We start from the raw sequence: 25313 nt of genomic DNA, 5'->3' as shown, positions 1-25313 counted from the left end.
GAGAGGAGCAGTGTGATGTCAGATCTGTCTGAAAAACACTGCTCTTTTGACGTTTTAGATTTCGCTGATTGTGACGGCTGGGCACAGGATGATCACGCAGCGGCGTTTTCTACATTTTTAAAATGCGCGATCTATGCGGAAACAAATATTTATAAAAGCGGGATTTTAGGCCCGAAATTTGAAGAGCTTTTACCGGTTTTTGTAAAAGCACGCTCACTGGCAGCATCACACCAAGTTAGCGCTGATACAGCACGTGCGTTTTTTGAGCACCATTTCTATCCTGTCAGAATTATTCCCCATGACCGGAAAACCGGTTTTGTAACCGGTTTCTATGAGCCGGAAATTGCGGCTTCCCGTGTAAAAACGGTGCAATTTTCTGTGCCGTTTTACCGAAAGCCGGCAGATCTCATTAAGCTGGATGCGGATAAACGCCCGAAACATTTGCCTGAGGATATGGCCTTTGGCCGTTATCACAACGGGCAGGTGACAGAGTATTTTGACCGGCAGGCGATTGATCAGGGGGCATTGGCAGGGCAAGATCTGGAAATCGCCTATGTTGCGGATAAAGTGGATGCCTATTTTGCCCATGTACAGGGCGCTGTGCGGCTGAACTTTGAAGACGGCACACAGATGCGTCTGACCTATGCGGCCAAGTCCGGTCATGGCTTTACGGGCGCCGGACGCGTCCTGATCGATAAAGGTGAACTGGAACCTTCACAGGTCACCATGCAGACCATCAGGCAATGGCTGGCAGAGCACCCTGCCCGTGTTGATGAAATTCTATGGCATAACCGTTCTTATATTTTCTTCCGTGAGGCACCGGTGGATGATGCGGCGGCAGGGCCGGTGGCAGCTGCCAAAGTACCTCTCACCGCACAAAGATCGCTGGCGGTTGATCGTAAATATCATTGCTTTGGCACGCCGTTTTTCATAAATGTACACGGACTTTTAGAAAATGACGGTTCATTTCGTCATTTGATGATTGCGCAAGATACCGGATCAGCCATTCTTGGCCCTGCCCGCGGCGATCTGTTTTTCGGTTCCGGCGATGAAGCAGGCCAGCTTGCCGGCCGGATACGTCATGATGCGGATTTCATTATGTTACTTCCCCGCAAAAATGGAGCGGAGTAGTGCGATGAAAACCACGAAGAAAAAACGCTCTGTACCACGCGTTTCGGATAAAAATATAATGAGAATGTTGAAAAATCCGAAAGAAGAGCAGAAGCCTGCGGAAATCGCACCGAAGCAAACCTCCGGTTTTCTGAAATCGGAAGATCGCATTCTCTGGGAAACTGTTGCCCGCACCACCCGTCCTTTACGTCCGGTCGCCAAACGGCCAGCTTTTGCGATTGAGGATATGCATCTGTGGGATATGGAAAACGGGTTGAATATTCCGCAGCGGGTGCAGGCAGAACCGGTGAAAGCCGCAACAGCAAAAGCTGCGAGCGAAACATCTCTGCAAACGCGTAAAAAGCAGGAGACGGTCACCAATCCGCTCCATGATATTGACCGGCCAACCATCCGCAAAATTGCTAAGGGGCGTGTTGAAATTCAGGCACGGATCGATTTGCACGGTATGCGCCAGCGCGAGGCGCATGACCTGCTTTACGGTTTTCTTGCGGATGCATGGCACAGAGGCCTGCGCTTTGTGCTGGTTATTACCGGTAAAGGCACATCCATGGGCAGTGACGGGGTGTTAAAACAGGCAGTGCCGCATTGGTTCTCTACACCCCTCTTCCGCCTCTATGTGAGCGCCTATGAGGATGCTGTGCGCCATCACGGCGGACAAGGTGCGCTCTATGTCAGACTGCGTAAAACACCGGCTGAGAAGCTTGCAGAACGCCAGTCTCTCCAATTGAATAAACGGTCACTATCATGACGCCATTTGGGCAGCGGTTACGGCAATTGCGTGAAGAACGGGGTGTCAGTCAGAAAGAGATGGCCGCAGCCATTCGCGTTTCTGCTGCATATCTCTCAGCATTGGAGCACGGGCGGCGCGGACAGCCGACCTGGGATCTGCTGCAAAGAATGATCGGCTATCTGAATATTATCTGGGACGAAGCCGAAGAACTGCAAAATCTTGCAATGATCTCGCATCCGCGCGTGACGATTGATACGGCGGGATTATCACCGGAGGCCACAGAACTGGCCAATCTGCTGGCCAATCATATCCATATTCTGGATAAAGAAACGATTACAAGTCTCAGCACAATGCTGCGGCAGGCTTATAAAAAGCACCGCAGCCTGCGCTAAACTGTTTAATTAAAACAGTGATTGCAAATCATCCATTTTGGAATTGACCAGCCATCCATAGTAATTTTCTTGCGGCAGCTGTTTATTTGGTTTACCTGCATTGGCAGCAGCCAGTGCACGGGCACGTGAATCCGCACCGCCGGTATTATACAAAGTTGCTGTAATACCCGGATTTTTCGAAATATCGAAATCGGCATATTTCTTGTAAGAACTGATGGAATGTTTGATCGTCGCTGCCATATAAGCGAGGCTTAGATCCGGATCCATAATGGTTTTATAGACCTGCGCACCATTCTCTGCGTTGAGTTTTGGCAGGCCGGAAACACGATTGACCGTATCGGACATTTGCAGCGCGGTCAGCGGGCTGATCTGACCGAGGCCAAAGGTCTGACCGGCATAGAAAGGCTGGAAGAATACAGCGGCAAAGCGGTTATTTGGATAGGATTTACCATCGACTTTTTTGCCACGGAATTGTGTATCCCAGATGTTTTCGCGGCAGACCCACAGAGAATAGCTGTCGGACAGGCCTGAACATTTCGCAAATTCCGGGCGCTTGATAAAATCACCGACAGCCTCGCCTTTATATTCAAAGCTGACGCCTTGTTTCACATAGGAAATGGCTTTGACATAATAGGTCTGCAACTGGTCATAGGCATCAACATTATAGGTGTGCTCACCAATGATTGCACCGGCAATATGCACCGGATCAATATTGTAGGCGGCAGCTGTTGATTTGATTTTTGAACGCAGATTACGGTCGGTTTTCAGAAGCGTATAAATCTTCTGATATTTCGCTTCATAAGTTGTATTCAGCTTTTTTGTACGGTTGGCCGAAGCGCCAGGAATTGGTGGCTGTGTCGCATTACGATTGCCTGCCGGTACAACTGTCGTTGCCTGTGCGGCTGAGATGAGTGCGCCTGAAATGATTGTGGATGCAAAAATACCTGTTCCGGCTGCGATTGCGATCTTTTTAAAAGGATGGCCGAGATTCATAAGTATTTTGCTCCATTTGCACTTGCTCTCATTACTAAAAGAATTTCAGGAAAGCACGGCATTTTAACTTCGTGCAGAAAATAAGAAACCCTCACGCACAAGTCGAGAGGGTTTCAAAACTTAACTGCATCTGATGTGTGAATGTCACACAATACTGATATGCGCGTTTATAGCCTGATTACAGAATAAAGCGCGACAGATCGATATTCTTGGCCAGATCACCGATACTGTTGCGGACATAATCCGCATCAACGGTAAAGACGGAGCCGCTTTTATCCGGCGCGTTGAATGAAATATCATCCAGCACTTTTTCCATCACTGTCTGCAAACGACGCGCACCGATATTCTCAATGGTGGAATTGAGATCAACGGCAATATCCGCAAGTGCATCAATTGCATCATCCGTAATTTCCAGCGTCACTTCTTCTGTGGCCATAAGTGCCACATATTGTTTCAGCAGGCTCACTTCAGTTTCGGTCAGGATCGAGCGGAAATCTTCACGTGTCAGGGCATTGAGCTCAACGCGGATCGGCAGACGACCCTGCAATTCCGGCAAGAGATCTGATGGCTTGGCCACATGGAACGCACCGGAAGCGATAAACAGGATATGGTCGGTTTTAACCGGTCCGTATTTGGTCGCAACGGTTGTGCCTTCGACGAGCGGCAGCAAATCGCGCTGTACGCCTTCGCGGGAAACCCCTGCCCCTGTACCGCCTTCACGTGATGCGATCTTGTCGATCTCATCAAGGAAAACAATACCGTCGTTCTGGGTTGCTTCCAGCGCTTCCTGTGTCACCTGATCCTGATCCAGCAGCTTGTCGGATTCATCATTGATCAGCAGCGCATAAGATTCTTTGACACTTGTCTTGCGCGGCTTTGTACGCCCGCCCATCGCTTTACCAAGCATATCGCTTAAATTGATCATGCCGATATTGGCACCCGGCATGCCCGGAATTTCAAAGCCCGGCATACCTGAGCTGGTATCGGCAATTTCAATCTCGATCTCTTTGTCGTCGAGTTCGCCTTCACGTAGCTTTTTGCGGAAACTGTCGCGGGTTGCAGGGCTGGCTGTTTTGCCGACCAGTGCGTCCAGCACGCGTTCTTCCGCATTGATATGGGCTTTGGCTTTGACCTCTTCGCGTTTTTTCTCGCGAACAAGACCAATGGCAATTTCCACCAGATCACGGATGATCTGTTCCACATCGCGGCCGACATAGCCGACTTCGGTGAATTTGGTTGCCTCAACCTTGATAAAAGGTGCGCCGGCCAGTTTGGCAAGACGGCGTGAAATTTCTGTTTTACCGACGCCGGTAGGCCCGATCATTAAAATATTCTTCGGCATCACTTCTTCGCGCATCTGGCCTTGCAGCTGCTGACGGCGCCAGCGGTTACGCAGGGCAATAGCTACAGCGCGTTTGGCTGCATTCTGACCGATAATGAAGCGATCAAGCTCAGAGACGATTTCACGGGGAGAAAATGTGGTCATATTTATCAGGATCCGCTTTGCCACTGCCGGATAAAGTCGAACGGATGCAGCAGCATGATAACATTAAGAATGAGGTTGTCTCGAATAACGATAAGGGCAAGAATTTCGAAAAACACTGCCGTGGCGACTATCACCCATATAGGAAGCCGGGCTGCCAGAAAAAAGCCCAGAACCATGGAGAGCGTATCGAATACGGAATTGAGGATACTGTCGCCGAAATAATCTACGGAAGATGTATTGGCACGGTAACGATCAATAATGAAATTCGAATTCTCAACCAGCTCCCAGCCGATTTCTAATCCAAGCGCCAGCAGCAACCGCACATGCAGCGGTGCTTTTGGTGCAATCAGCCAGAACAATCCGTAAAAAAGAAACCCGTGAATGATGTGGGACAGCGTATACCAGTCAAAGAATTGCTGGGAGTTTTCATTGCTGTTCACTTCATTCACGAAGAGACGGATTGTTCCGCATTCACAAACCGGTACACGACCCATCATATAAAGGATAACCGCCTGTATGGCTGTTGTTATCCCGATGATGAACAGGATTTTACCCCATGGCCACGATGAGCCGGTTGCTTTGGATGAAACTGGTGATGCGTTCACAATATACCTTTAGCGAAAAACAGAATTAAATTTAGTTTTCGCATAATTGGCAGCTTCTTACGCGCAATCAAGACTTTCTACGGTGAAATTGCTGTTTGTGTAGACACAAATTTCAGCGGCAATGGTCATTGCTTTACGGGCAATGGTTTCTGCATCCATATCTGTATCAATCAGCGCGCGTGCTGCCGACAGGGCATAATTGCCGCCGGAGCCAATGGCCATAACGCCGTTTTCCGGCTCCAGAACGTCACCAAGACCGGTAATAGCCAGAGTGATGTTTTTGTCAGCAACGAGCATCATCGCTTCCAGCTTGCGCAAATAACGGTCCGTACGCCAGTCTTTGGCCAGTTCTACGGATGCGCGCATCAGCTGATCCGGATATTGCTCCAGTTTGGCTTCCAGTCGCTCCAGCAGGGTGAAAGCATCGGCTGTCGCACCGGCAAAACCGGTAATTACACTGCCGCCTTTGCCAATACGGCGCACTTTGCGGGCATTGCCCTTCATAATAGTCTGGCCGAGGGACACCTGTCCGTCACCGGCGATCACCACTTTATTGCCCTTGCGCACGGTAACAATGGTGGTGCCGTAAATTGTATTCGGATTATGTTCAATCATTTGCGCAACTCCGCTGATTGGTATTCATCAAATCGATCTGCTGTATTTATGTTCTCATACGTAAATTACAACGGACAATAATACACCCTGTATGATCAAAGCATTTGGCAAAACTCCGGCTCTGTTCTAGAACAACCTTGGAGAAGAACAAAATCGGGTTATCAATATGAGCAATCAGCGTACAGCAAAAGTCAGCCGCAGCACCAAAGAAACCAGCATTGAAGCTGAAGTGTTTCTGGATGGTACGGGTCGTTTCGATATTTCGACCGGCGTTGGCTTTTTCGATCATATGCTGGAGCAATTATCGCGACATTCGCTGATTGATATGAATATTACCACCAAGGGTGATACGCATATTGATGACCATCATACGGTTGAAGATACCGGTATTGCGATCGGCAAGGCTATTGCGGAAGCTCTGGGTGAGCGTCGCGGTATCGTGCGCTATGCCTCGATTGATCTCGCCATGGACGAGACACTGACCTCTGCGGCACTCGATGTATCCGGTCGTCCGTTTCTGGTGTGGAATGTGGCATTCAATGCGCCGAAAATCGGCACATTCGATACAGAACTGGTGCGCGAATTCTTTCAGGCGCTGGCGCAGAATGCAGGCATTACCCTGCATGTGAATATGCGCTATGGTATCAATAATCATCATATTGCCGAGACCTGTTTCAAGGCTGTGGCGCGCGCATTGCGTATGGCGATTGAAACCGATCCGCGGCAGAAAGATGCCATTCCTTCGACAAAAGGTACGCTGAAAGGCTGATTATGGCCAGCTATATCGTTCTGGAACCAACGGATGCAGTGAAACTGAAACCGGTTAAAGCTGTCAGCGGTGACCATACGATTTTCGTGCGCGATGAATTTACGGTCTTTGCTCTGATCCTGCCGTTTCTCTGGCTGCTTACGCATCGGCTGTGGTGGCATGCGCTGATGGTTGCACTGATCAGCTGGGGCGCATTCAGCGTTTTAGGCTCATATCTTTCCTCGGCTTTTGTCGTTTCCGGCCTGTCACTTTTGCTGTCGCTGTTTGTTGCGCTGGAAGGGCGTAACTGGTATCTCACGGCTCTCAGACGCAAAGGTTATGAGGAGGTGGCACTGATCAGTGCCAATGACTTGAGCGATGCGGAAATTCTTTATTTTTATGGTGCGTCAAAACCTGCTGAAAAAGCGGAGCCTCCGGCTGATACTCCCGCCAAAGCAGTGTTGAAAAGCACAACCGGCAATAGTGTACCTGATACGGAAAACACTATGATCGGTCTGGTTGAATATCACGGAAGGTCGTGACATGCGTGTTGCCATTATTGATTATGGTTCCGGAAATCTCAAATCGGTAGCCAAGGCTTTTGAACGTGCGGTATCGGATATGGGCAGTCCTATTTATGTGGACGTGACCAGTGATGCCAAAGCCGTGCTGGCCGCAGATCATATTGTGCTGCCGGGTGTCGGCGCCTATGCCGATTGCCGCCGCGGACTGGATGCCGTTGCCGGTATGGTCGATGCGCTGGATGAGGCTGTGCAGCATAAAGCGCGGCCGTTTCTCGGCGTTTGCGTCGGAATGCAGCTGCTTTCAACACGCGGTTTGGAAAAAAGCACAACCAATGGTCTGAACTGGATTGAAGGCGATGTGCGCGAGATGAAACCGTCTGACCCCGCTTTGAAAATCCCGCAAATCGGCTGGAATACGATTGAGCTCAAGCATGATCATCCGGTTTTCAATGATATTGCGACCGGTGAGCATGGTTTGCATGCCTATTTCGTGCATTCCTATATGTTTGATGTGAAAAACAGCGCTGATGTGCTGGCAACCACCAGCTATGGCGGATCAGTCACGGCGGCAATTGCACGCGATAATATCGTCGGCACGCAGTTCCACCCGGAAAAAAGCCAGCACCTCGGCCTTAAACTCATTACTAATTTCCTGAAGTGGAAGCCATGATACTTTTTCCGGCAATTGACCTTAAAGACGGTGAATGCGTTCGCCTGAAACTGGGTGATATGAACCAGTCCACGGTTTATAACACTGATCCTGCAGCTCAGGCGAAAGCCTTTGAAGATCAGGGATTTGAGTGGCTTCATGTGGTTGATCTGAACGGCGCTTTTGCCGGTTCCAGTGTCAATGGTGCAGCGGTTGAGGCTATTCTCAAAGCAACCAAAAATCCGGTTCAGCTCGGCGGCGGCATCCGCACGCTGGAGCATATTGATGCATGGCTTTCCAAAGGGCTTTCCCGTGTCATTCTCGGCACCGTTGCCGTGCGTGATCCGCAGCTGGTGATTGAAGCCTGTAAAGAATTTCCGGGCAAAGTCGCTGTTGGTATTGATGCCAAAGGCGGTAAGGTTGCAGTTGAGGGCTGGGCAGAGGCCTCAGAACTCGGCGTGATTGAACTGGCGCAGAAATTTGAAGGGGCAGGGGTCGCAGCGATTATCTATACGGATATTGACCGCGACGGTATTCTGGCAGGCATCAACTGGTCTTCAACTTTGGCGCTGGCAGAAGCCGTGTCTATTCCGGTGATTGCTTCCGGCGGTCTTGCCTCGATGGATGATATTCATCGGATGACGCAGCCTGATGCGCGCAAGCTTGAAGGTGCGATTTCCGGTCGTGCACTTTATGACGGCCGTATTGACCCGACTGAGGCGCTTGCAATCTTAAAAGCCGCGCGGGGAGGCGAAAATGCTTAAAGCACGGGTTATTCCATGTCTTGATGTTAAGGACGGGCGTGTCGTCAAGGGCGTCAATTTTGTTGATTTGATTGATGCCGGTGATCCGGTGGAAGCTGCAAAAGCCTATGATGCAGCAGGTGCTGACGAATTGTGCTTTCTCGATATCACTGCATCCTCCGACAATCGTGAGACGATTTTTGATGTGATTGCGCGTACCGCTGAGCAATGTTTCATGCCACTGACAGTCGGTGGCGGTGTACGTGCCGTTGCTGATATCCGCAAACTCTTGCTGGCCGGTGCCGATAAGGTTTCAATCAATACTGCTGCGGTACAAAATCCTGATCTGATTGCAGAAGCAGCCGATAAATTCGGCAATCAGTGTATCGTAGTCGCCGTGGATGCCAAGAAAGTATCGGCGCAAAGCGAGGCGGATCGCTGGGAGATTTTCACCCATGGCGGTCGCAACGCAACCGGTCTGGATGCGATTGAGTTTGCCCGCACAATGGTTGATCGCGGAGCAGGGGAAATCCTGCTGACCTCGATGGATCGTGACGGCACTAAAGTTGGTTATGATCTGGCGCTGACCCGCGCTGTGGCAGATGCTGTAAGTGTTCCGGTAATTGCATCCGGCGGTGTCGGCTCGCTGGATGATCTGGTGGCTGGTGTTAAAGAAGGTCATGCCAGCGCGGTATTGGCAGCATCTATTTTCCACTTCGGCACTTACACAATTGAAGAAGCTAAACGCTATATGGCAAGTCACGGTATTGCTATGCGTCTGGATGATATTCAAAATTAAATATTCAGAGGTTTTTCAAACAGAAAACCTCTGTTTCTTTGGTAAATTAAGTTGTTTCATGCAATGAGGGGTGCTTTTCATCCCTCATTTGCTTTAAAGACCACTGGCATTGCTGTGCGGGATTCTTATCGCGCATTCCATAAATTGCACTGAAACGGGAGTGCAGCATGACAAATTTCACCCTTGCTGAGCTTGAGCAGATTGTTGCAAAACGCGCAGCGGTCACAGACGGCTCATCTTATACGGCTTCATTGATTGCCAAAGGTCAGCATAAGGCCGCCCAGAAACTGGGCGAAGAAGCGGTTGAAACTGTTATTGCAGCGATGATGCAGGATGAAAAAGCCGTTATTTCGGAGAGTGCCGATCTGCTCTATCATTTGATGGTGGTGTGGAAAATTGCAGGGGTCTCTCTGGAATCCGTAATGGAGGAGCTGGACAATCGCACGTCTCAGACCGGCCTTCAGGAAAAAGCTGCGCGAAAACCGGAATAACCGGAAGTCTTCATTCGCAATCCAGTTTATTCAGAGATCGAAATGCACTCCATGGATCTTTTTAAAAAGACGCATTATTCGCCTTATCAGGTTTTTACCGCTGCAGAATGGGCAGAGTTTCGTGCCGATACGCCGCTGACCCTGACATTGGATGAAGTGAAGCGTCTGCGCTCACTCAACGATCCGGTGGATCTGGATGAAGTGCGCCGGATTTATCTGTCGCTGTCGCGTTTGCTGTCCACCCATGTTGAGGCGCTGCAATCGCTTTATAAGCAGCGCAAACAGTTTCTGATGAAAGATGATACGGTCAAAACACCGTTCATTATTGGTATTGCCGGTTCTGTTGCCGTCGGAAAATCGACCACAGCGCGTATTCTGAAGGAATTGCTGCGTCGCTGGCCGTCTAGCCCTAAAGTCGAGCTGGTGACCACCGACGGCTTTCTCTATCCCAATGAAGTGCTGCGTGCTGAAGGCCGGATGGAGCGTAAAGGTTTTCCGGATAGTTATGATGCCGGCGCTATTTTGAATTTCCTGTCATCGATGAAGGCGGGGATGAGCCATGTTGAGGCACCGGTCTATTCGCATCTGACCTATGACGTGGTTGCCGGTGAGCATGTGAAAATTGACCGGCCGGATATCCTGATTTTCGAAGGCATTAATGTTTTGCAGGTGCGTGATCTGCCTGCGGATGGCAAAGCGGTGCCGTTTGTGTCGGATTTCTTTGATTTCTCGATTTATATTGATGCTGATCCGGTACTGATCCACAAATGGTATATCAACCGCTTCATGAAACTGCGTGAAACGGCGTTCCGTGATCCGCAGAGTTTCTTTCATCGTTATTCGCAATTGTCGGAAGAGGCAGCATTGTCGATTGCCGAAGGGCTGTGGACGAATATCAATCTCAAAAACCTGTTTGAGAATATTCTGCCGACACGCCCGCGCGCGGATCTGATCCTGCGCAAGGGCGAAAACCATATGATTGAAGAAGTCGCGCTACGCAAAATCTGAGTTTTTTATGTGAAAAAGCCCCGCTGTTGCTGACAGGCGGGGCTTTTTTATTAAAACTATTATTATGCCAGTGGCGGAATGCGCAGAACCTGACCCGGATAGATTTTGTCCGGTGAGGTCAGCATTGGTTTATTGGCTTCAAAAATCTGCGGATTTTTATCACCATGGCCTTTGCCATACTGGGCTTCAGCGATTTTCCAGAGATTGTCGCCCTTTTTCACAGTGTAGAAAACCGGTGCAGCGCCTTCCGCTGTGCCATCAACTTTCAACTCTGAGGCTTCCACTTTGGATACACCGAGGGAGTTGCCGACTGCAATAATTGCTTTTTCAAAAGCAGACTGATCTTTGACATTACCCGTCAGAACAGCTTTGTCGCCCTGCACAGAGACCTGCACATCACCGGTGCCGAGATTGTGGGAATCCAGCTCTTTTTTCAGATCTTCAGCTTTAGGTTCATCGTCACCAAAACCAAGTTTGGTACCAACCGATTTCACGAAATCAAATATGCCCATTCTGTCTCTCCTTTTGGTATCAGGTACGATCCGGTAAAGAATATAGGCAGATATATGAATTAAGAAAGCCGGTTATTTAAAATACCGCTATTCTTGTTCGATTAGTCCGATTTGACCCGCTGGCGCATTTTCTTGACATCTGAACGTCCGGATTTTGCTTTCAGACGCCGTTCAACAGAGCCTTTGGTCGGTTTGGTCTTTTTACGTGGCGGTGGTGGTGGTTTGGCAGCCTCGGCAATCAAAGCAATCATACGGGCACGGGCATCTTCACGGTTTTTCTCCTGACTGCGGAAGCGGCTGGCTTCAATCACAATCTCACCGTCTTTATTGCCACGCTGCCCTGCAAGGCTCATGAGGCGCGAATAGACATCTTCCGAAAGTCCTGCCTGCAGAGCTGCAAAGCGCAGTTGCACGGCTGTTGAAACCTTATTCACGTTCTGTCCGCCGGGACCTGACGAGCGGATAAAGCTCTCTTCCAGCAGATTTTCGTGAATACTGATCCGGTTGGTAATGCGGATAAGATGTTTGTTTTGTTCCGTCATGAGCGGATTTATAACGGATTATCCTAAAACTGCGAAGAGAAGTGCAGAAATAAAAAACGGTGCCTGAAGGGCACCGTTCTTAAATTCAGAACTGCAGATTATTTATTCAGCAGCAATGGCCTGAGCCGGTGCAGCCGAACGCACATCAGCATCAACATGATCTTCAAACTTGGCAAAGTTTGCGATGAACATGTTGGCCAGCTTTTTAGCCTGTGCATCATAAGCAGCTTTGTCTGCCCATGTGGAACGCGGGTCAAGAATGCTTGAATCAACACCTGGAACTGCAACCGGAACTTCAAAACCGAAATTCGGGTCTGTGCGGAATTCTGCACCATTGAGCGAACCATCCAGCGCTGCGGAGAGCAGGGCGCGGGTTGCTTTGATCGGCATACGGTTGCCTGTGCCGTAAGCACCACCGGTCCAGCCGGTATTTACCAGCCAGCAGTCAACTTTGTGCTCAGCAATCAGCTTACGCAGCAGATCGCCGTATTCCGAAGGGTGACGCGGCATGAAAGGCGCACCAAAGCAGGTGGAGAAGGTTGCTTCCGGCTCGGTTACACCTTTTTCTGTACCGGCAACCTTAGCGGTGTAGCCGGACAGGAAGTGGTACATAGCCTGAGCAGGGGTCAGCTTGGCAATCGGAGGCATCACACCAAACGCATCAGCAGTAAGCATGATGACGTTTTTCGGCTGACCGGCAGTACCGGTTTTGGATGCATTGGAGATGAAGTCCAGCGGATAGGCTGCGCGGGTATTTTCTGTGCGTGAACCATCATTGAAATCCGGCTGGCGGTTTTCATCGAGAACAACATTTTCCAGTACAGTACCGAAACGCTGTGTTGTGGAATAGATTTCCGGTTCAGCTTCTGCCGAGAGACGGATGGTCTTGGCGTAGCAGCCGCCTTCAAAGTTAAAGATACCGTTTTCGCTCCAGCCGTGCTCATCATCACCGATCAGCGTACGGGTCGGATCAGCGGAGAGGGTGGTTTTACCGGTGCCGGACAGACCGAAGAAAATCGCGGTGTCACCGTTTGGTGCTTCATTGGCCGAGCAATGCATCGGCATAATGCCTTTTGCAGGCAGAATGTAGTTCAGAGCGGTAAAGACCGATTTCTTCATTTCACCGGCATAGGAAGTACCGCCGATCAGTACAATTTTGTTGACCAGATCACAGGCGATCACGGTTTCTGTGCGGCAGCCGTATTTTTCAGGATCTGCACGGAAAGACGGCAGATCAATAATGGTCATTTCCGGCATGAAGCTCTGCAGGGCAGCAATTTCAGGACGGATCAGCAGGTTGCGGATGAACAGCGAGTGCCAGGCAAATTCGGTAACAACGCGAACTTTGATATTGTGCTCAGCGTCTGCACCGCCGATCAGGTCCTGAACGAACAGTTCTTTGCCTTTGGCGTGCTCGATGAAATCGGCATGCAGCTTGGCAAAGTTTTCCGGGCTCATCGGCTTGTTGTTATCCCACCAGATCTGATTTTCGGTGGTTGCATCGCGCACAACGAATTTGTCTTTAGGGCTGCGGCCTGTGTGCTGACCGGTAACGGCCATCAACGCGCCCTGAGCAGTTACGGTCGATTCATTGCGGCGGATTGACTCTTCATAAAGCTGGGCGGGCCCAAAATTATAATAGACCGCGGCGAGGTCTTTTAGCCCCGTCGTTGCAATGGAAGCAGCTGGGTTGCGATTGCCAGTCTCGATCATAATTTTCACTCGCAGTTTTAGTGGTTGGTCAACAGCGCATTTTCTCTCCGCGCTAAGGCAAAGTCACAACCAGATTAGCGAGACAATTTCAAATCTTTAATCGTTTAAAATTTTTTAAATTTTTTTTAAATCGTTTTTATATGATTTATTTTCTGGCTATCCACATAGCGTGAGACAAAAAACGCGACAAAAATGACCAGTAAATTAAATGAGAAAGTGCTGTTGCCTTACTTTGTACTTAATTTGTGCTGCTTAAAAGACGTGCTATATATTGAATAGTTGAATTTGATTGAGGAGAAACGACCTGATGAAGGAAGTTCCGGTAACACAGACCATTGCGCTCGTAGATGATGACCGTAATATCCTGACTTCTGTTTCCATTGCTTTGGAGTCGGAAGGCTATCGGGTTGAGACCTATACAGATGGTGCGTCCGCACTGGATGGTTTGACTGCGCGTCCGCCGAACCTCGCGATTTTTGATATTAAAATGCCACGTATGGACGGCATGGAACTGCTGCGTCGTCTGCGTCAGAAGTCTGATCTTCCAGTGATCTTCCTGACTTCGAAAGATGATGAGATCGATGAATTATTTGGCCTGAAAATGGGTGCGGATGATTTTATCACCAAACCATTCTCACAGCGCCTGCTGGTAGAACGCGTGAAAGCGGTTCTGCGTCGTGTGGCCGCTCGTGAAGGTGCGGTTAAAAATCCGGGTCAGCCGACTAAATCATTACAGCGCGGCCAGCTGGAAATGGATCAGGAACGCCATACCTGCACATGGAAAGGCGAACCGGTCACCCTCACTGTGACAGAATTCCTTATTCTGCATTCGCTGGCACAGCGTCCGGGCGTTGTGAAAAGCCGTGATGCGCTGATGGATGCGGCGTATGACGAGCAGGTCTATGTTGATGACCGCACGATCGACAGCCATATCAAACGTCTGCGTAAAAAGTTCAAAGTTGTTGATGATGATTTTGAAATGATTGAGACGCTTTACGGTGTTGGCTATCGCTTCCGCGAGGCGTAAGCCTCGCAAAACTAAGAAGCATGAGGCGTAAGCCTCGTAAAATTAAGGAATACGAGGTGTAAAAAGCCTCGCTAAAATAAAACTACGAGGTGTATAAGCCCCGTAGATATTTAAAGCACAGGACATCATGCGCTTATCAAGCACATGATGTCCTGTGTTTCAGCTAAAGGAACTGATCGTTTTCAATGGTCGCTGAAACGGAAAACAGAAACATAGAGCGACGCAAGGAACGTGTTGCACGAAGACAGCGGTCGCTTGTCTGGCGACGACTGTTTTCACCGCTGCGCCGCTTGCTGGGCAATTATGTGTTTTCCAGCCTGACCAAACGTATTCTGTTTCTCAATCTCGCAGCATTGGCGGTGCTGGTTTCGGGGATTATGTATCTCAACCAGTTCCGCGACGGGCTGGTGGATGCGAAGATTGAAAGCCTTTTGACACAAGGTAAGATTATCGCAGCCTCGATTGCCTCTTCGGCAAGTGTCGATACCAATTCGATTATGATCGATCCGGATAAATTGCTGGAACTGCAAGCCGGACAGAGTATCACGCCCTCGCCGGATTCTCCGGATAACTGGGAATTTCCGATCAATCCGGAAAAAGTCGCACCATTGTTGCGAACGTTGATTTCGCCGACCAGTACCCGTGCGCGTATTTACGATAATAATGCCAATATTCTGCTGGATTCCCGTCATCTCTATTCACGCGGCCAGGTGCTGAGCTATGATTTGCCGGAGCTGGATGAAGAAGATCGTAGTTTTGGCGACCGTATCAGCATCTGGTTCAATAATCTGATTAACCGCAACAGCCTGCCGCTTTATCAGGAGCAGCCGGGCGGTAATGGCTCTGTTTATCCGGAAGTGATTACAGCGCTGACCGGTTCTTCGGGCAAAGCACAACGCCGCAATGAAAAAGGCGAACTGGTTGTGTCGGTCGCTGTGCCGATCCAGCGCTATCGTGCGGTACTTGGTGTATTGCTGATGTCGACCGAGGGCGGCGATATCGACAAAATCGTGCGCGGTGAGCGCAATGCGATCCTGCGCGTCTTTGTGGTTGTATCGCTGGTTATGGTGATCCTGTCGCTGTTTTTGGCGTCTACCATTGCTAATCCGCTGCGCAAATTGTCAGAAGCTGCTGATCGTGTGCGTAATGGTATTAAAGGCCGTGTGGAAATTCCGGATTTTTCTGATCGTCAGGATGAGGTCGGGCATCTCTCGACATCGATCCGCGATATGACCGATGCGCTTTATGCGCGTATTGAGGCTATTGAAAGCTTTGCAGCGGATGTCAGCCACGAGCTGAAAAATCCTCTGACATCGCTGCGCAGTGCGGTTGAAACGCTGCCGCTGGCAAAAACTGATAGTGCGAAAACCCGTCTTCTGGATGTAATCCAGCATGATGTGCGCCGTCTTGATCGTCTGATTACTGATATTTCGGATGCGTCACGTCTCGATGCCGAACTTGCCCGTGAACATACTGACCGTGTGGATATGCAGGCACTGCTCAATAATATCGTGGCAGCAGCGCGGGAAGTACGACGCAATAAAATTGGTACTAAAATTCTGCTCGATATCGGTAAATTACCGGCAGGGGCAAAAGGTTTCTATCTGCCGGGGCATGATCTGCGTCTTGGTCAGGTCGTGTCAAATCTGATTGAAAATGCCCGTACCTTTGTGCCGGAAGATAATGGTGAAATCCGTGTTTATCTGGCGCATAAAGGCTCTAAAATTCAGGTAACCGTTGAGGATAATGGCCCGGGGATTGGTGCTGAAAATATTGAGCGTATTTTTGAGCGTTTTTATACGGATCGCCCGTCATCAGAGGCATTTGGTCAGAATTCCGGTCTGGGATTGTCGATCAGCCGGCAGATTATTGAAGCGCATGGAGGCACGCTGACAGCGTCGAATATTCTTGATCCGGAAAATCCGGAACATTGGCTGGGTGCGCGGTTCCTGATTGATTTACCTGCAGAATTACCGGAAAATACCAAGCGTCAGCGCACACAGGTCGCACAAAATACAGATAATTGATGAAAAGCGGAGAAACACATGGCTAAATCTGAAGGGTTTGTGTTTCACGCCACATCATTGGTTCTCGGTTCTTTCGGTGTTTTACTGTGCGGCAGTTCTGGTTCCGGTAAATCATCGCTGGCTTTGACACTCATTGAGCGGGCGCAACAGGCAGGGCGTGTCGGTACGCTGATTTCTGATGATCAGACCATTCTCAACATTACCAATAAAAAGCTGATCGCATCGACACCTTCGGTTATTGCCGGTGCAATTGAAATTCGCGGTGCAGGTCTGTTTGAGGTGCCATATCAACCGCAGGCAGAGGTCAATCTGCTGGTAGAACTGGTTTGTGCCGATAAAGCGCCACGCTACCCAAGAGATGAACAACGCGATCTGGCAGGATTTATGCTGCCGGTTCTGACACTGCCCGAACTGACCGGCGGTTGTGATTCGCTGCAATGTGCCAGAGCGATTGAAGCTACTTTATTTATGAAACGCTGGGATGGCAGTAAGACTGCCTAAAGCATCAGGCCGTAAAATATCCGATATTCGGATGATCCCGCTACTTTTTAAATGGTCACAGCATCCGGTCGAGCGTAGGACATGCTGATATACAATGTTTTTTTAACGGCTGATTGATAGATATCAATATGGTTTAGTGCGGCATAACCGACGAAAATCATGGGGGGCTTTATTTTTTGCTTGCACTCATTATTCTCGGTGCCAACATAGACGGTCTGGCCAATGTTGAAAACCTGATTGCACAGTCAGGTTCTGTTGGCCGGAGAGCTTAAGTTTTATGAATAAATGTCTGAACCGGTGGTTCGGGCTAAGATATAGCTTACAGGCTTTTATATTGTGGGTTCGACGCTAGTTTGAGTGCAGCAATGGAAAAGCGACCGGCAGGAGCAGTTACATAATGATCGGACTCGTGCTTGTTACGCACGGAAGGCTGGCCGAAGAGTTTCACCATGCTGTTGAGCATGTTGTCGGCCCTCAGGAACATTTCGAAACCGTTTGTATCGGTGCCGATGATGATATGGAAAAACGCCGTGAAGATATTGTCGCGGCGGTTGAAAAAGCTGATCTCGGGCAGGGTGTCATTATCCTGACGGATATGTTTGGCGGAACGCCATCCAATCTGGCAATTTCAGTGCTGGATGCGGGCAGGGTTGAGGTGATCGCAGGGGTTAATCTGCCGATGCTGATCAAGCTGACCAGTGTGCGCCAGTCCGGTGATATGGAAGCATCTTTGCGTGAGGCGCAGGATGCCGGCCGTAAATATATTAATGTTGCCAGTCAGGTACTGACTAGTAAGTAACTAAGTCAGTACCTGACTGGCAAATAACAAAGTCAGGTACTGCGGGTCTAAAGACTCTTGGGTTCTGATGACCATTCAGGCGTCATTTTTGACGGGAAAGTAAAATATGGCGCAAGTTGCTGTCAGCGGCTGTTATGAGGCAGATAAAGCGGAAAGCCGCTCATTTACGATTGTAAATAAGCGTGGTTTGCATGCGCGGGCTTCAGCAAAATTCGTGCAGCTGGTGGATAGTTTTAATGCCCATGTCCGTGTTGAAAAAGACGGCATGAGCGTTGGCGGTACATCCATTATGGGCTTGATGATGCTCGCAGCCTCTCCGGGGTGCTGCATTGAAGTCAGCGCCTGCGGCGTTGAGGCCGTCGCTGTACTGGATGCCCTCGAGAAGCTCGTTGGTGATAAATTCGGCGAAGAATGCTGATCTCAGCCTTTTAATTTATAAGAGCACCGGTTTTCCGGTGCTTTTTTTATGCCGGATTTCTGTTACATAAAGATATAAAGATTGCCTTATATTTTATTTGAGCCCTCTGATCTGATCTGATACAAATTGCCTATCCATGTTGTAACAACTGAAGGCGGAGTGCAGATGTCTGTATCGGGAGAATATATCATCAAGGATATCGGTCTGGCGGACTGGGGACGCAAAGAGATTGTCATTGCGGAAACAGAAATGCCGGGTCTGATGGCATCACGTGAGGAATTCGGCCCGCAGCAGACACTCAAAGGCGCGCGTATTTCCGGTTCCCTGCATATGACAATTCAGACAGCAGTGCTGATTGAAACATTGCAGGCTTTGGGTGCGGAAGTGCGTTGGGCATCCTGCAATATTTTCTCGACACAGGATCATGCGGCAGCGGCAATCGCTGCACAAGGTACACCGGTTTTCGCCATTAAAGGGGAAACGCTGGAAGAATACTGGACCTATACCGACAAAATCTTCCAATGGCCGGATGGTGAGCCTTCTAATCTGATCCTCGATGATGGCGGCGATGCCACCATGTATATTCTGATCGGTGCACGCGCCGAGGCCGGTGAAGATGTCCTGTCCAATCCGGGTAGTGAAGAAGAGGAAATTCTTTTCGCTCAAATCAAAAAGCGTATGACCGAAACGCCCGGCTTTTTCACCCGCCAGCGTGCGGCACTAAAAGGTGTGACGGAAGAAACCACCACCGGTGTGAACCGTCTTTACCAGTTGCAGCGTGCCGGTCAGCTGCCTTTCCCTGCGATTAACGTCAATGACAGTGTGACCAAGTCGAAATTCGACAATAAATACGGCTGTAAAGAGTCGTTGGTCGATGGTATCCGCCGCGGAACTGACGTGATGATGGCCGGTAAAGTGGCTGTTGTCTGCGGTTATGGCGATGTGGGTAAAGGCTCGGCGCAATCGCTGCTTGGTGCCGGTGCCCGTGTTAAAGTCACAGAGGTTGATCCGATCTGCGCTCTGCAGGCTGCCATGGATGGTTTTGAAGTGGTGACACTGGATGATGCTGCCCCTGATGCGGATATCGTGATTACCACAACCGGCAATAAAGATGTCATCACCATCGAACACATGCGCAAGATGAAAGACATGGTGATTGTCGGCAATATCGGTCACTTTGATAATGAAATTCAGGTTGGTGCGCTGCGTAATCTGAAATGGACAAATATCAAGCCGCAGGTGGATATGATCACCTTCCCGGATGATAAACGTCTGATCCTGTTATCCGAAGGGCGCTTGCTCAATCTCGGCAACGCGACCGGTCATCCGAGCTTTGTAATGTCGGCCTCTTTCACCAATCAGGTATTGGGTCAGATCGAGCTGTTTACCCGTGGCGAGCATTATAAAAATGAAGTTTATGTGCTGCCGAAACACCTTGATGAAAAGGTTGCCCGTCTGCATCTTACCAAGCTTGGCGTGAAACTGACTGTGCTTTCTGAGGAACAGGCTGCATATATCGGTGTAACACCGCAGGGGCCATTTAAGTCTGATCACTACAGATATTAACCATATATTGATCAGCATACTAGATATTGAGACCGGAAGAATTGACATTCTTCCGGTTTTTATTTTTGCCCACGCAGCGCTTCAATCTGAATTCCCGTGCCTGTATTGTGGTATGATTCGAAGATAATGGCAGAAATTACTGCCGCTGATTTTTAAACAGATATGAAGCAGTGAATACTGTGACGGAGAATTTTAAGGCATGTCAGGTGTCAGCGCATCAGGAAATAAAGGCTCTTTTATCAGCCGTCATTTTCGTAAAGCTTTGGCCGCAGCAGCCTCATTCTCTTCCGTTTTATTCTCCGGCCATGCACTGGCACAAAACTATGATATCGGACGCATTCCCTTGCCAGGCGGCAGCACCGTCGGCCCGAATGAGGTTGTGCAATTTGCCATTGTTGTAGGGGTGACAGGTGCAGCTCTGTTATCCGTCAGCTGGATTATCCGCAGCCGCAATCGTGTGAACAGAGAAAATACGGCTTTGCGTGCACGTGTTGCGGATCTTAGCCACATGGTGACGCGCAGCGAAACCCTGCTTAATCTGAAAGATCAGCGTATTGTCGTCTGGGCAGGCGCTGAGCCTGCAAAACGTGGTACAGCACAGCAAAATAAACAGACAGAAGTCCTTGGACAATTACCGGTTGCCAGCGGTGCACCTCAGGATACTGCAGCATTTTTAAGTTTCGGGCGCTGGCTTCGCACCGATTCCGTTGTTGCACTTGAACGCGCGACTTTATCGCTGCGTGAACATGGTCGCTCATTTGATTTTCTGGTTGAAACCAATAATGGCACAATGCTGGAAGTGCAGGGGCAAACGACCGGCGCCTATGCGATTACCCGCTTTATTAATGTGGATGGTGTTCAGGCCAGAGCTGCACAATTGCAGATGCAGAATAATGAGCTGTTTGACACTTTGACCATGCTCTATGCCTTGTTAAACCGCCTTGACCAGACTGTATGGACACGCGGCACCGACGGACGGTTGAACTGGGCAAATAACGCCTATGTGCAGGCTGTTGGCGCAACGGATCTTGATCAGGTTCTGCAGGAAGGCCGTGAATTGCTCGGCGAGCAGGCACGCCAGAAGATTGAGCGCGAGCGCGTCTTGTCTGCTGACGGAACCTCCCAAAACCAGCAACCTGCTGTGCCGTTAACAGGATCGCAGAGCGCATCCATTGCGACTTTCCGCGATCGTCTGGCGACAGTTATTGATGGCGACCGCCATATGCTGGATGTTGCAGAAGTTGCTTGCTCTGCGGGTTCTGCCGGTTTTGCAGCCAATATGAGTGATCTGGAGCAGGTGCGGGCTGAATTGCAGCGCACGCTTCGCAGCCATGCGGAAACGCTCGACCAACTCTCAACCGCTGTGGCGATTTTTGATCCGGAAATGAAGCTGCAATTCTTCAATCAGGCTTTTGCCAAATTGTGGTCGCTGGATATTGCCTATCTGGAAAGCCATCCGAGCAATGCCATGTTGTTTGACGGTTTGCGCAGTGACGGTAAATTACCGGAACAGCCGGAATGGCGCCGCTGGAAAGAATCCATGCTGTCGGCTTATCGTGCCGTTGATCCGCAGGAACATTGGTGGCATCTGCCCGACAGCCGCACCTTGCGTGTGGTTGCCAATCCGCATCCGCAGGGCGGGGTGACATGGTTCTTCGAGAATATGACCGAGAAATTCGATCTCGAAAGCCGTTATAATACTTTGATGAAAGTGCAGGGCGAAACGCTGGATCATCTGGCTGAAGGCGTGGCCGTGTTCGGCGCCGATGGTCGCATTCGCCTGTCCAATCCGGCCTTTGCCGAATTGTGGTCAATCCCGCCGACCATTGCCGTTGAAGGCACGCATATTTCGGTCATTCGCAAGCAGTGCAAAGAACTGGCCGATGACCGTTATTGGGACGAATTTGTCTCGGCTGTGACCGGTATTGCTGACAAGCGTGAAGGCACGCAGGGGCAGGCGGAACTGTCCACCGGCACAATCCTTTCCTATGCCGTTGTACCGCTGCCAAAGGGGCAGATGATGCTGACCTTTGTTGATGTGTCGGATACGGTGCATGTGGAACGTGCGCTGAAAGACAAGAATGAAGCGCTGGAACTGGCTGATCAGATCAAGAATGATTTCGTGCAGCACGTATCATACGAGCTGCGCTCGCCGCTCACCAACATTATCGGCTTTACGGAATTGTTGCAGACACCGGGCTTCGGTGAGCTGAATAACCGTCAGCGCGAATATGTTGAACATATCAGCACGTCCTCGCTGACCCTGCTGACGATTGTGAATGATATTCTGGATCTGGCGACCGTTGATGCCGGTATTATGGAGCTGGATGTCAGCGATGTATCCGTGCGTGATGCCGTCACTGCTGCCAGTGAGCGCGTGGCGGATCGCCTGCGTGAACATGACATTGCGCTGAAAGTCCGGATTGAAGATGCGGTCACCAGTTTCCGCGGCGATGCCAATCGTGTGCATCAGGTATTGTTTAATCTACTGAGCAATGCAGCCAATTATGCGCCGGAAGGTTCAGAGGTTTCGCTTGATATCCGTCGCCGTGATGAGCATATCGTATTCAGCGTCCATGATAATGGTCCGGGTATGCCCAAGGAAGTGCTGGATACAGTCTTCAAACGCTTCCAGTCGCATAGCAATGGCGGTCGTCGACGTGGGGCAGGGCTTGGTTTGTCACTGGTGAAAAGCTTTGTGGAACTGCATGGCGGCACGGTTGATATCCGCACGGCACCGTCCTCAGGTACAACTGTGCTTGTGCGTTTCCCGCTGGATGCCCGTATTTATCGCACGGCAGCGGAATAACCGGATCAGGCTGTTTTTTCCTCTGAATATCATTATTCTCATCATGTCCGCAGATGACGGGCAGGGCATATAATAACGGAAGCTGGCATGGCTGATGAACAGGATAGCAGTACTCTCTATACGGTAGAGCTGGTGCTGGAAAATGAAGCCGCGATGATCCGTTTTGCGGAAGACATCGCACTGGCACTCGCTAAAGGCGATCTCGTCACTCTAAAAGGTGATCTGGGCGCAGGCAAGTCCACTTTAGCGCGGGCAATTATTCGCACAATTGCCAATGATGATTTCTATGAAGTGCCAAGCCCGACTTTTACACTGGTGCAATCCTATCCTGAATTACGGCTGCCTGTAGTCCACACTGATCTCTATCGTCTGTCCTCACCGGAAGAACTCGATGAGCTGGGGCTTGATGAGGCGCTGGAAAGCGGTGCTGTTCTGGTCGAGTGGCCGCAGCAGGGTGAGGGCGTTTTGCCTGCGCCAACGATTGCGATCACGATTGATCATGAAGGTGATGGTCGTCGCCTGATGATGGAAGTAACAGCCAAAGCGGCACGCCGTATTTCCCGCTCGCTCGGTATTCGTAGTTTTCTCGGAAAATCAGGTCGCCATAATGTCTCCCGCCGCTATCTGCTGGGGGATGCATCCCCGCGCGGCTATGAATTGATCACCAGCGACAGCGGCACTGAAATCCTGATGAATGCACCGGCTATGCCTTATGATCCGCCGGTTAAAGACGGACGTCCCTATCGCCAGATTGCCCATCTGGCGGAGAATATGGATGCTTTCGTTGCGATGAACCGGTTGCTGTCTGAAAAGGGTTTTCGCGTTCCGGAAATGCGCGCAATCAATCTCGATCGCGGCTTTTTGCTGATGGAACATCTCGGCACGGAAGGTGTGCTGGATAGCGAAGGTAAGCCATTGGCAGAACGCTATGTAGCGGCAGCACGAATGCTGGCGCATTTGCATCAGCATGACTGGCCGCAGGATATTACGATCAGTGAAGACCGCACCCATCATCTGCATATGTTTGATCGTGATGCGATGCTGATCGAAGCAGAATTGCTGCCGGTCTGGTATCTGCCTTATGTGCAGGGCGAGCCTGCCAGTGCAGACCAGACACAAAGCTTTGAACAGGCATGGGACAGCGTGTTCAAAAGCCTTGAGAATGCAGAATATAATTTGCTGATGCGCGATTATCATTCACCGAATATTCTCTGGCAGGAAAAGGCCGAAGGCATTGACCGCCTTGGCATCATTGATTTTCAGGATGCGATGATCGGCCCGTCGGCCTATGATCTGGCGTCACTGGCAATGGATGCGCGTGTGACAATTGCCGATGAGTTGCAGGATCAGATTGTAGCAGCCTATTGCGATGAGCGCCGCAAACTGACCAAAAATTTTGACGAAGAAGCCTTCCGCTCGGCCTATGCGATTATGGCTGCACAGCGTAACACCAAAATTCTCGGTATTTTTGTGCGCCTGTTCAAGCGCGATGGTAAGCCTGCTTATTTGCAGCATCTGCCGCGCATTCAGGCCTATGCAGCCCGTGCCTTGCAGCATCCGGCACTCGCACCGGTCAAAGACTGGTATCAGAAAAACGGTCTTTTGCAGGATTAAACCCCATGCCGGATAAGAAAAATTCAGAAGCATTCGCCCCTGATACAGCCATGGTATTGGCAGGCGGTTTGGGCACACGGATGCGTCCGCTGACCCTGACCACACCAAAGCCGCTGATCGAAGTTGCAGGTCGCACATTGATTGATCGCGGGCTGGATGCGCTGGTTGAGGCCGGTGTTAAAAAGGCCGTGGTTAATGTGCATTATCTGGCCGATCAGATGGAAGAGCATCTGAAAACCCGTAATGACATTGCGATCACCATTTCCGACGAACGTGAGTTACTGCTCGATTCCGCAGGCGGTATTGTCAAAGCCTTGCCGGAACTCGGAAACAAGACTTTTTACATCCTCAATGCCGATACATTTTGGGTGGATGATCAAAGCTCTAACCTTAAAAAGCTGGCGCAGAACTGGGATGAGAACCGGATGGATATTCTGCTTATGCTGGCAGACCGGCACCATTCCACCGGTCATGAGGGGCGCGGAGATTTTCATCTCAATCAAGACGGCACACTGCGCCGTGTAGCGGCGGATGAGCGTTCCGATTATATTTATGCCGGTGCGGCGCTGGTTAATCCGCAGCTCTTTGCCGGTAAAGAAATCAGCGTTTCTTCTCTCAACAGCTATTTTAACGCAGCCATTGCCGCAAACCGGCTTTACGGTATGGTTATGCAGGGGCATTGGCTGACGGTCGGTACGCCGGAAGCGATCGGCGAGGCAGAAGCTGCCCTTTTGACACTCGCATAAAGCGAAGTAATCAGAGCATTTCCGGTTTGCTGTAACCTATAGAAAATGCTCTATTATTTATTTTTTACGCGTATCTTATCCGAAAACCGCTTCACACTTTTCGGGATACGCTTTGATATCTGGGA

Annotated in this window: 26 protein-coding genes; 19 read left to right on the top strand and 7 right to left on the bottom strand. The window is 50.1% G+C overall.

Annotated elements, in window-relative coordinates; all coding sequences use genetic code 11:
- The first annotated feature begins 15 nt into the window (after positions 1–15).
- From mltA to DFR47_RS07720, 3 genes are read left to right on the top strand one after another with little or no spacing between them, the layout of a single operon-like run.
- Entirely contained in the window at positions 16–1131 is a 1116-nt protein-coding gene (gene mltA / locus DFR47_RS07730; RefSeq protein ID WP_113943776.1) for a murein transglycosylase A, read from the top strand.
- Positions 1132–1189: 58 nt separating this feature from the next.
- Positions 1190–1879 carry a Smr/MutS family protein gene (locus DFR47_RS07725; protein WP_374788340.1) on the top strand — a complete coding sequence of 230 codons (690 nt, stop codon included), beginning with the start codon at positions 1190–1192 and terminating at the stop codon, positions 1877–1879.
- Positions 1876–2253: a helix-turn-helix domain-containing protein gene (locus DFR47_RS07720; protein WP_113943775.1), complete on the top strand. Its 378-nt coding sequence runs from the start codon at positions 1876–1878 to the stop codon at positions 2251–2253. The genes DFR47_RS07725 and DFR47_RS07720 overlap by 4 nt, the downstream gene beginning before the upstream one ends.
- 9 nt (positions 2254–2262) lie before the next feature.
- On the opposite strand, the gene DFR47_RS07715 is transcribed toward DFR47_RS07720, so the two are convergent.
- The 4 genes from DFR47_RS07715 to hslV form a co-directional block, all read right to left on the bottom strand.
- Positions 2263–3246, bottom strand: a complete 984-nt coding sequence (locus DFR47_RS07715) for a DUF1402 family protein (RefSeq protein WP_113943774.1) — start codon at positions 3244–3246, stop codon at positions 2263–2265.
- Between the two features lie 178 nt (positions 3247–3424).
- A complete protein-coding gene (gene hslU, locus DFR47_RS07710; RefSeq protein ID WP_113943773.1) occupies positions 3425–4732 on the bottom strand; it encodes an ATP-dependent protease ATPase subunit HslU in 1308 nt (435 codons plus the stop codon).
- A 5-nt stretch (positions 4733–4737) separates the two neighbouring features.
- Complete coding sequence (locus DFR47_RS07705; protein WP_374788352.1) at positions 4738–5340, bottom strand: DUF2585 domain-containing protein; 603 nt, start codon at positions 5338–5340, stop codon at positions 4738–4740.
- Between the two features lie 54 nt (positions 5341–5394).
- On the bottom strand, positions 5395–5952 hold the full coding sequence (gene hslV, locus DFR47_RS07700; protein WP_022709154.1) for an ATP-dependent protease subunit HslV: 558 nt from the start codon (positions 5950–5952) through the stop codon (positions 5395–5397).
- Positions 5953–6118: 166 nt separating this feature from the next.
- Between hslV and hisB the strand changes: the two genes are divergently transcribed.
- The 7 genes from hisB (at position 6119) to coaA (ending at position 10914) form a co-directional block, all read left to right on the top strand.
- Positions 6119–6721 (top strand): imidazoleglycerol-phosphate dehydratase HisB, encoded by a 603-nt coding sequence (gene hisB / locus DFR47_RS07695; RefSeq protein WP_113943771.1) that lies wholly within the window; start codon positions 6119–6121, stop codon positions 6719–6721.
- A gap of 2 nt (positions 6722–6723) precedes the next feature.
- A complete protein-coding gene (locus DFR47_RS07690; protein ID WP_113943770.1) occupies positions 6724–7242 on the top strand; it encodes a DUF2628 domain-containing protein in 519 nt (172 codons plus the stop codon).
- Between the two features lies 1 nt (position 7243).
- The gene (hisH, locus tag DFR47_RS07685; RefSeq protein WP_113943769.1) at positions 7244–7894 is read left to right on the top strand and encodes an imidazole glycerol phosphate synthase subunit HisH; all 651 of its coding nucleotides are present in this window, start codon (positions 7244–7246) and stop codon (positions 7892–7894) included.
- Positions 7891–8637 carry a 1-(5-phosphoribosyl)-5-[(5-phosphoribosylamino)methylideneamino]imidazole-4-carboxamide isomerase gene (gene hisA, locus DFR47_RS07680; protein ID WP_113943768.1) on the top strand — a complete coding sequence of 249 codons (747 nt, stop codon included), beginning with the start codon at positions 7891–7893 and terminating at the stop codon, positions 8635–8637. The genes hisH and hisA overlap by 4 nt, the downstream gene beginning before the upstream one ends.
- The gene (hisF, locus tag DFR47_RS07675) at positions 8630–9415 is read left to right on the top strand and encodes an imidazole glycerol phosphate synthase subunit HisF (protein ID WP_113943767.1); all 786 of its coding nucleotides are present in this window, start codon (positions 8630–8632) and stop codon (positions 9413–9415) included. Before hisA ends, hisF begins: the two co-directional genes overlap by 8 nt.
- 167 nt (positions 9416–9582) lie before the next feature.
- Positions 9583–9906: a phosphoribosyl-ATP diphosphatase gene (locus DFR47_RS07670; protein ID WP_113943766.1), complete on the top strand. Its 324-nt coding sequence runs from the start codon at positions 9583–9585 to the stop codon at positions 9904–9906.
- Positions 9907–9957: 51 nt separating this feature from the next.
- On the top strand, positions 9958–10914 hold the full coding sequence (coaA, locus tag DFR47_RS07665; protein ID WP_374788339.1) for a type I pantothenate kinase: 957 nt from the start codon (positions 9958–9960) through the stop codon (positions 10912–10914).
- A gap of 62 nt (positions 10915–10976) precedes the next feature.
- On the opposite strand, the gene lysM is transcribed toward coaA, so the two are convergent.
- From lysM to DFR47_RS07650, 3 genes are all read right to left on the bottom strand, one after another.
- Positions 10977–11426, bottom strand: coding sequence for a peptidoglycan-binding protein LysM (gene lysM / locus DFR47_RS07660; RefSeq protein ID WP_113943764.1), 450 nt, complete (start codon positions 11424–11426; stop codon positions 10977–10979).
- Positions 11427–11527: 101 nt separating this feature from the next.
- Positions 11528–11968 carry an alternative ribosome rescue aminoacyl-tRNA hydrolase ArfB gene (gene arfB / locus DFR47_RS07655; RefSeq protein ID WP_113943763.1) on the bottom strand — a complete coding sequence of 147 codons (441 nt, stop codon included), beginning with the start codon at positions 11966–11968 and terminating at the stop codon, positions 11528–11530.
- A 102-nt stretch (positions 11969–12070) separates the two neighbouring features.
- On the bottom strand, positions 12071–13681 hold the full coding sequence (locus DFR47_RS07650; RefSeq protein ID WP_113943762.1) for a phosphoenolpyruvate carboxykinase: 1611 nt from the start codon (positions 13679–13681) through the stop codon (positions 12071–12073).
- A gap of 307 nt (positions 13682–13988) precedes the next feature.
- Here DFR47_RS07650 and DFR47_RS07645 point away from each other — a divergent pair, with 307 nt between their 5' ends.
- The 9 genes from DFR47_RS07645 to DFR47_RS07605 all read left to right on the top strand — a co-directional run bounded on the left by DFR47_RS07645 (position 13989) and on the right by DFR47_RS07605 (position 25188).
- Entirely contained in the window at positions 13989–14708 is a 720-nt protein-coding gene (locus DFR47_RS07645) for a response regulator transcription factor (protein WP_113943761.1), read from the top strand.
- Between the two features lie 185 nt (positions 14709–14893).
- Complete coding sequence (locus DFR47_RS07640) at positions 14894–16735, top strand: sensor histidine kinase (protein WP_113943760.1); 1842 nt, start codon at positions 14894–14896, stop codon at positions 16733–16735.
- A gap of 18 nt (positions 16736–16753) precedes the next feature.
- Entirely contained in the window at positions 16754–17236 is a 483-nt protein-coding gene (locus DFR47_RS07635; protein WP_113943759.1) for an HPr kinase/phosphorylase, read from the top strand.
- 397 nt (positions 17237–17633) lie between these two features.
- Entirely contained in the window at positions 17634–18035 is a 402-nt protein-coding gene (locus DFR47_RS07630; RefSeq protein WP_113943758.1) for a PTS sugar transporter subunit IIA, read from the top strand.
- 106 nt (positions 18036–18141) lie between these two features.
- Positions 18142–18453 (top strand): HPr family phosphocarrier protein, encoded by a 312-nt coding sequence (locus DFR47_RS07625; RefSeq protein ID WP_113943757.1) that lies wholly within the window; start codon positions 18142–18144, stop codon positions 18451–18453.
- A 165-nt stretch (positions 18454–18618) separates the two neighbouring features.
- Entirely contained in the window at positions 18619–20019 is a 1401-nt protein-coding gene (gene ahcY / locus DFR47_RS07620; RefSeq protein WP_113943756.1) for an adenosylhomocysteinase, read from the top strand.
- 199 nt (positions 20020–20218) lie between these two features.
- Positions 20219–22828 carry a sensor histidine kinase gene (locus DFR47_RS07615; RefSeq protein ID WP_113943755.1) on the top strand — a complete coding sequence of 870 codons (2610 nt, stop codon included), beginning with the start codon at positions 20219–20221 and terminating at the stop codon, positions 22826–22828.
- A gap of 87 nt (positions 22829–22915) precedes the next feature.
- The gene (gene tsaE / locus DFR47_RS07610; protein ID WP_113943754.1) at positions 22916–24442 is read left to right on the top strand and encodes a tRNA (adenosine(37)-N6)-threonylcarbamoyltransferase complex ATPase subunit type 1 TsaE; all 1527 of its coding nucleotides are present in this window, start codon (positions 22916–22918) and stop codon (positions 24440–24442) included.
- Between the two features lie 5 nt (positions 24443–24447).
- A complete protein-coding gene (locus tag DFR47_RS07605) occupies positions 24448–25188 on the top strand; it encodes a nucleotidyltransferase family protein (RefSeq protein ID WP_113943753.1) in 741 nt (246 codons plus the stop codon).
- The last annotated feature ends 125 nt before the right edge of the window (positions 25189–25313 follow it).

This window comes from Pseudochrobactrum asaccharolyticum, from assembly GCF_003314995.1.
Lineage (GTDB): Bacteria > Pseudomonadota > Alphaproteobacteria > Rhizobiales > Rhizobiaceae > Pseudochrobactrum > Pseudochrobactrum asaccharolyticum.
This window is presented reverse-complemented; position numbering and strand designations above follow the sequence as displayed.

What these genes read in the sequence shown, in the direction of transcription:
- mltA (WP_113943776.1), top strand. Translation starts at nt 16, where the DNA reads ATGTCAGATCTGTCTGAAAAACACTGCTCTTTTGACGTTTTAGATTTC.
- DFR47_RS07725 (WP_374788340.1), top strand. Translation starts at nt 1,190, where the DNA reads ATGAGAATGTTGAAAAATCCGAAAGAAGAGCAGAAGCCTGCGGAAATC.
- DFR47_RS07720 (WP_113943775.1), top strand. Translation starts at nt 1,876, where the DNA reads ATGACGCCATTTGGGCAGCGGTTACGGCAATTGCGTGAAGAACGGGGT.
- DFR47_RS07715 (WP_113943774.1), bottom strand. Translation starts at nt 3,246, where the DNA reads ATGAATCTCGGCCATCCTTTTAAAAAGATCGCAATCGCAGCCGGAACA.
- hslU (WP_113943773.1), bottom strand. Translation starts at nt 4,732, where the DNA reads ATGACCACATTTTCTCCCCGTGAAATCGTCTCTGAGCTTGATCGCTTC.
- hslV (WP_022709154.1), bottom strand. Translation starts at nt 5,952, where the DNA reads ATGATTGAACATAATCCGAATACAATTTACGGCACCACCATTGTTACC.
- hisB (WP_113943771.1), top strand. Translation starts at nt 6,119, where the DNA reads ATGAGCAATCAGCGTACAGCAAAAGTCAGCCGCAGCACCAAAGAAACC.
- DFR47_RS07690 (WP_113943770.1), top strand. Translation starts at nt 6,724, where the DNA reads ATGGCCAGCTATATCGTTCTGGAACCAACGGATGCAGTGAAACTGAAA.
- hisH (WP_113943769.1), top strand. Translation starts at nt 7,244, where the DNA reads ATGCGTGTTGCCATTATTGATTATGGTTCCGGAAATCTCAAATCGGTA.
- hisA (WP_113943768.1), top strand. Translation starts at nt 7,891, where the DNA reads ATGATACTTTTTCCGGCAATTGACCTTAAAGACGGTGAATGCGTTCGC.
- hisF (WP_113943767.1), top strand. Translation starts at nt 8,630, where the DNA reads ATGCTTAAAGCACGGGTTATTCCATGTCTTGATGTTAAGGACGGGCGT.
- DFR47_RS07670 (WP_113943766.1), top strand. Translation starts at nt 9,583, where the DNA reads ATGACAAATTTCACCCTTGCTGAGCTTGAGCAGATTGTTGCAAAACGC.
- coaA (WP_374788339.1), top strand. Translation starts at nt 9,958, where the DNA reads ATGGATCTTTTTAAAAAGACGCATTATTCGCCTTATCAGGTTTTTACC.
- lysM (WP_113943764.1), bottom strand. Translation starts at nt 11,426, where the DNA reads ATGGGCATATTTGATTTCGTGAAATCGGTTGGTACCAAACTTGGTTTT.
- arfB (WP_113943763.1), bottom strand. Translation starts at nt 11,968, where the DNA reads ATGACGGAACAAAACAAACATCTTATCCGCATTACCAACCGGATCAGT.
- DFR47_RS07650 (WP_113943762.1), bottom strand. Translation starts at nt 13,681, where the DNA reads ATGATCGAGACTGGCAATCGCAACCCAGCTGCTTCCATTGCAACGACG.
- DFR47_RS07645 (WP_113943761.1), top strand. Translation starts at nt 13,989, where the DNA reads ATGAAGGAAGTTCCGGTAACACAGACCATTGCGCTCGTAGATGATGAC.
- DFR47_RS07640 (WP_113943760.1), top strand. Translation starts at nt 14,894, where the DNA reads ATGGTCGCTGAAACGGAAAACAGAAACATAGAGCGACGCAAGGAACGT.
- DFR47_RS07635 (WP_113943759.1), top strand. Translation starts at nt 16,754, where the DNA reads ATGGCTAAATCTGAAGGGTTTGTGTTTCACGCCACATCATTGGTTCTC.
- DFR47_RS07630 (WP_113943758.1), top strand. Translation starts at nt 17,634, where the DNA reads ATGATCGGACTCGTGCTTGTTACGCACGGAAGGCTGGCCGAAGAGTTT.
- DFR47_RS07625 (WP_113943757.1), top strand. Translation starts at nt 18,142, where the DNA reads ATGGCGCAAGTTGCTGTCAGCGGCTGTTATGAGGCAGATAAAGCGGAA.
- ahcY (WP_113943756.1), top strand. Translation starts at nt 18,619, where the DNA reads ATGTCTGTATCGGGAGAATATATCATCAAGGATATCGGTCTGGCGGAC.
- DFR47_RS07615 (WP_113943755.1), top strand. Translation starts at nt 20,219, where the DNA reads ATGTCAGGTGTCAGCGCATCAGGAAATAAAGGCTCTTTTATCAGCCGT.
- tsaE (WP_113943754.1), top strand. Translation starts at nt 22,916, where the DNA reads ATGGCTGATGAACAGGATAGCAGTACTCTCTATACGGTAGAGCTGGTG.
- DFR47_RS07605 (WP_113943753.1), top strand. Translation starts at nt 24,448, where the DNA reads ATGCCGGATAAGAAAAATTCAGAAGCATTCGCCCCTGATACAGCCATG.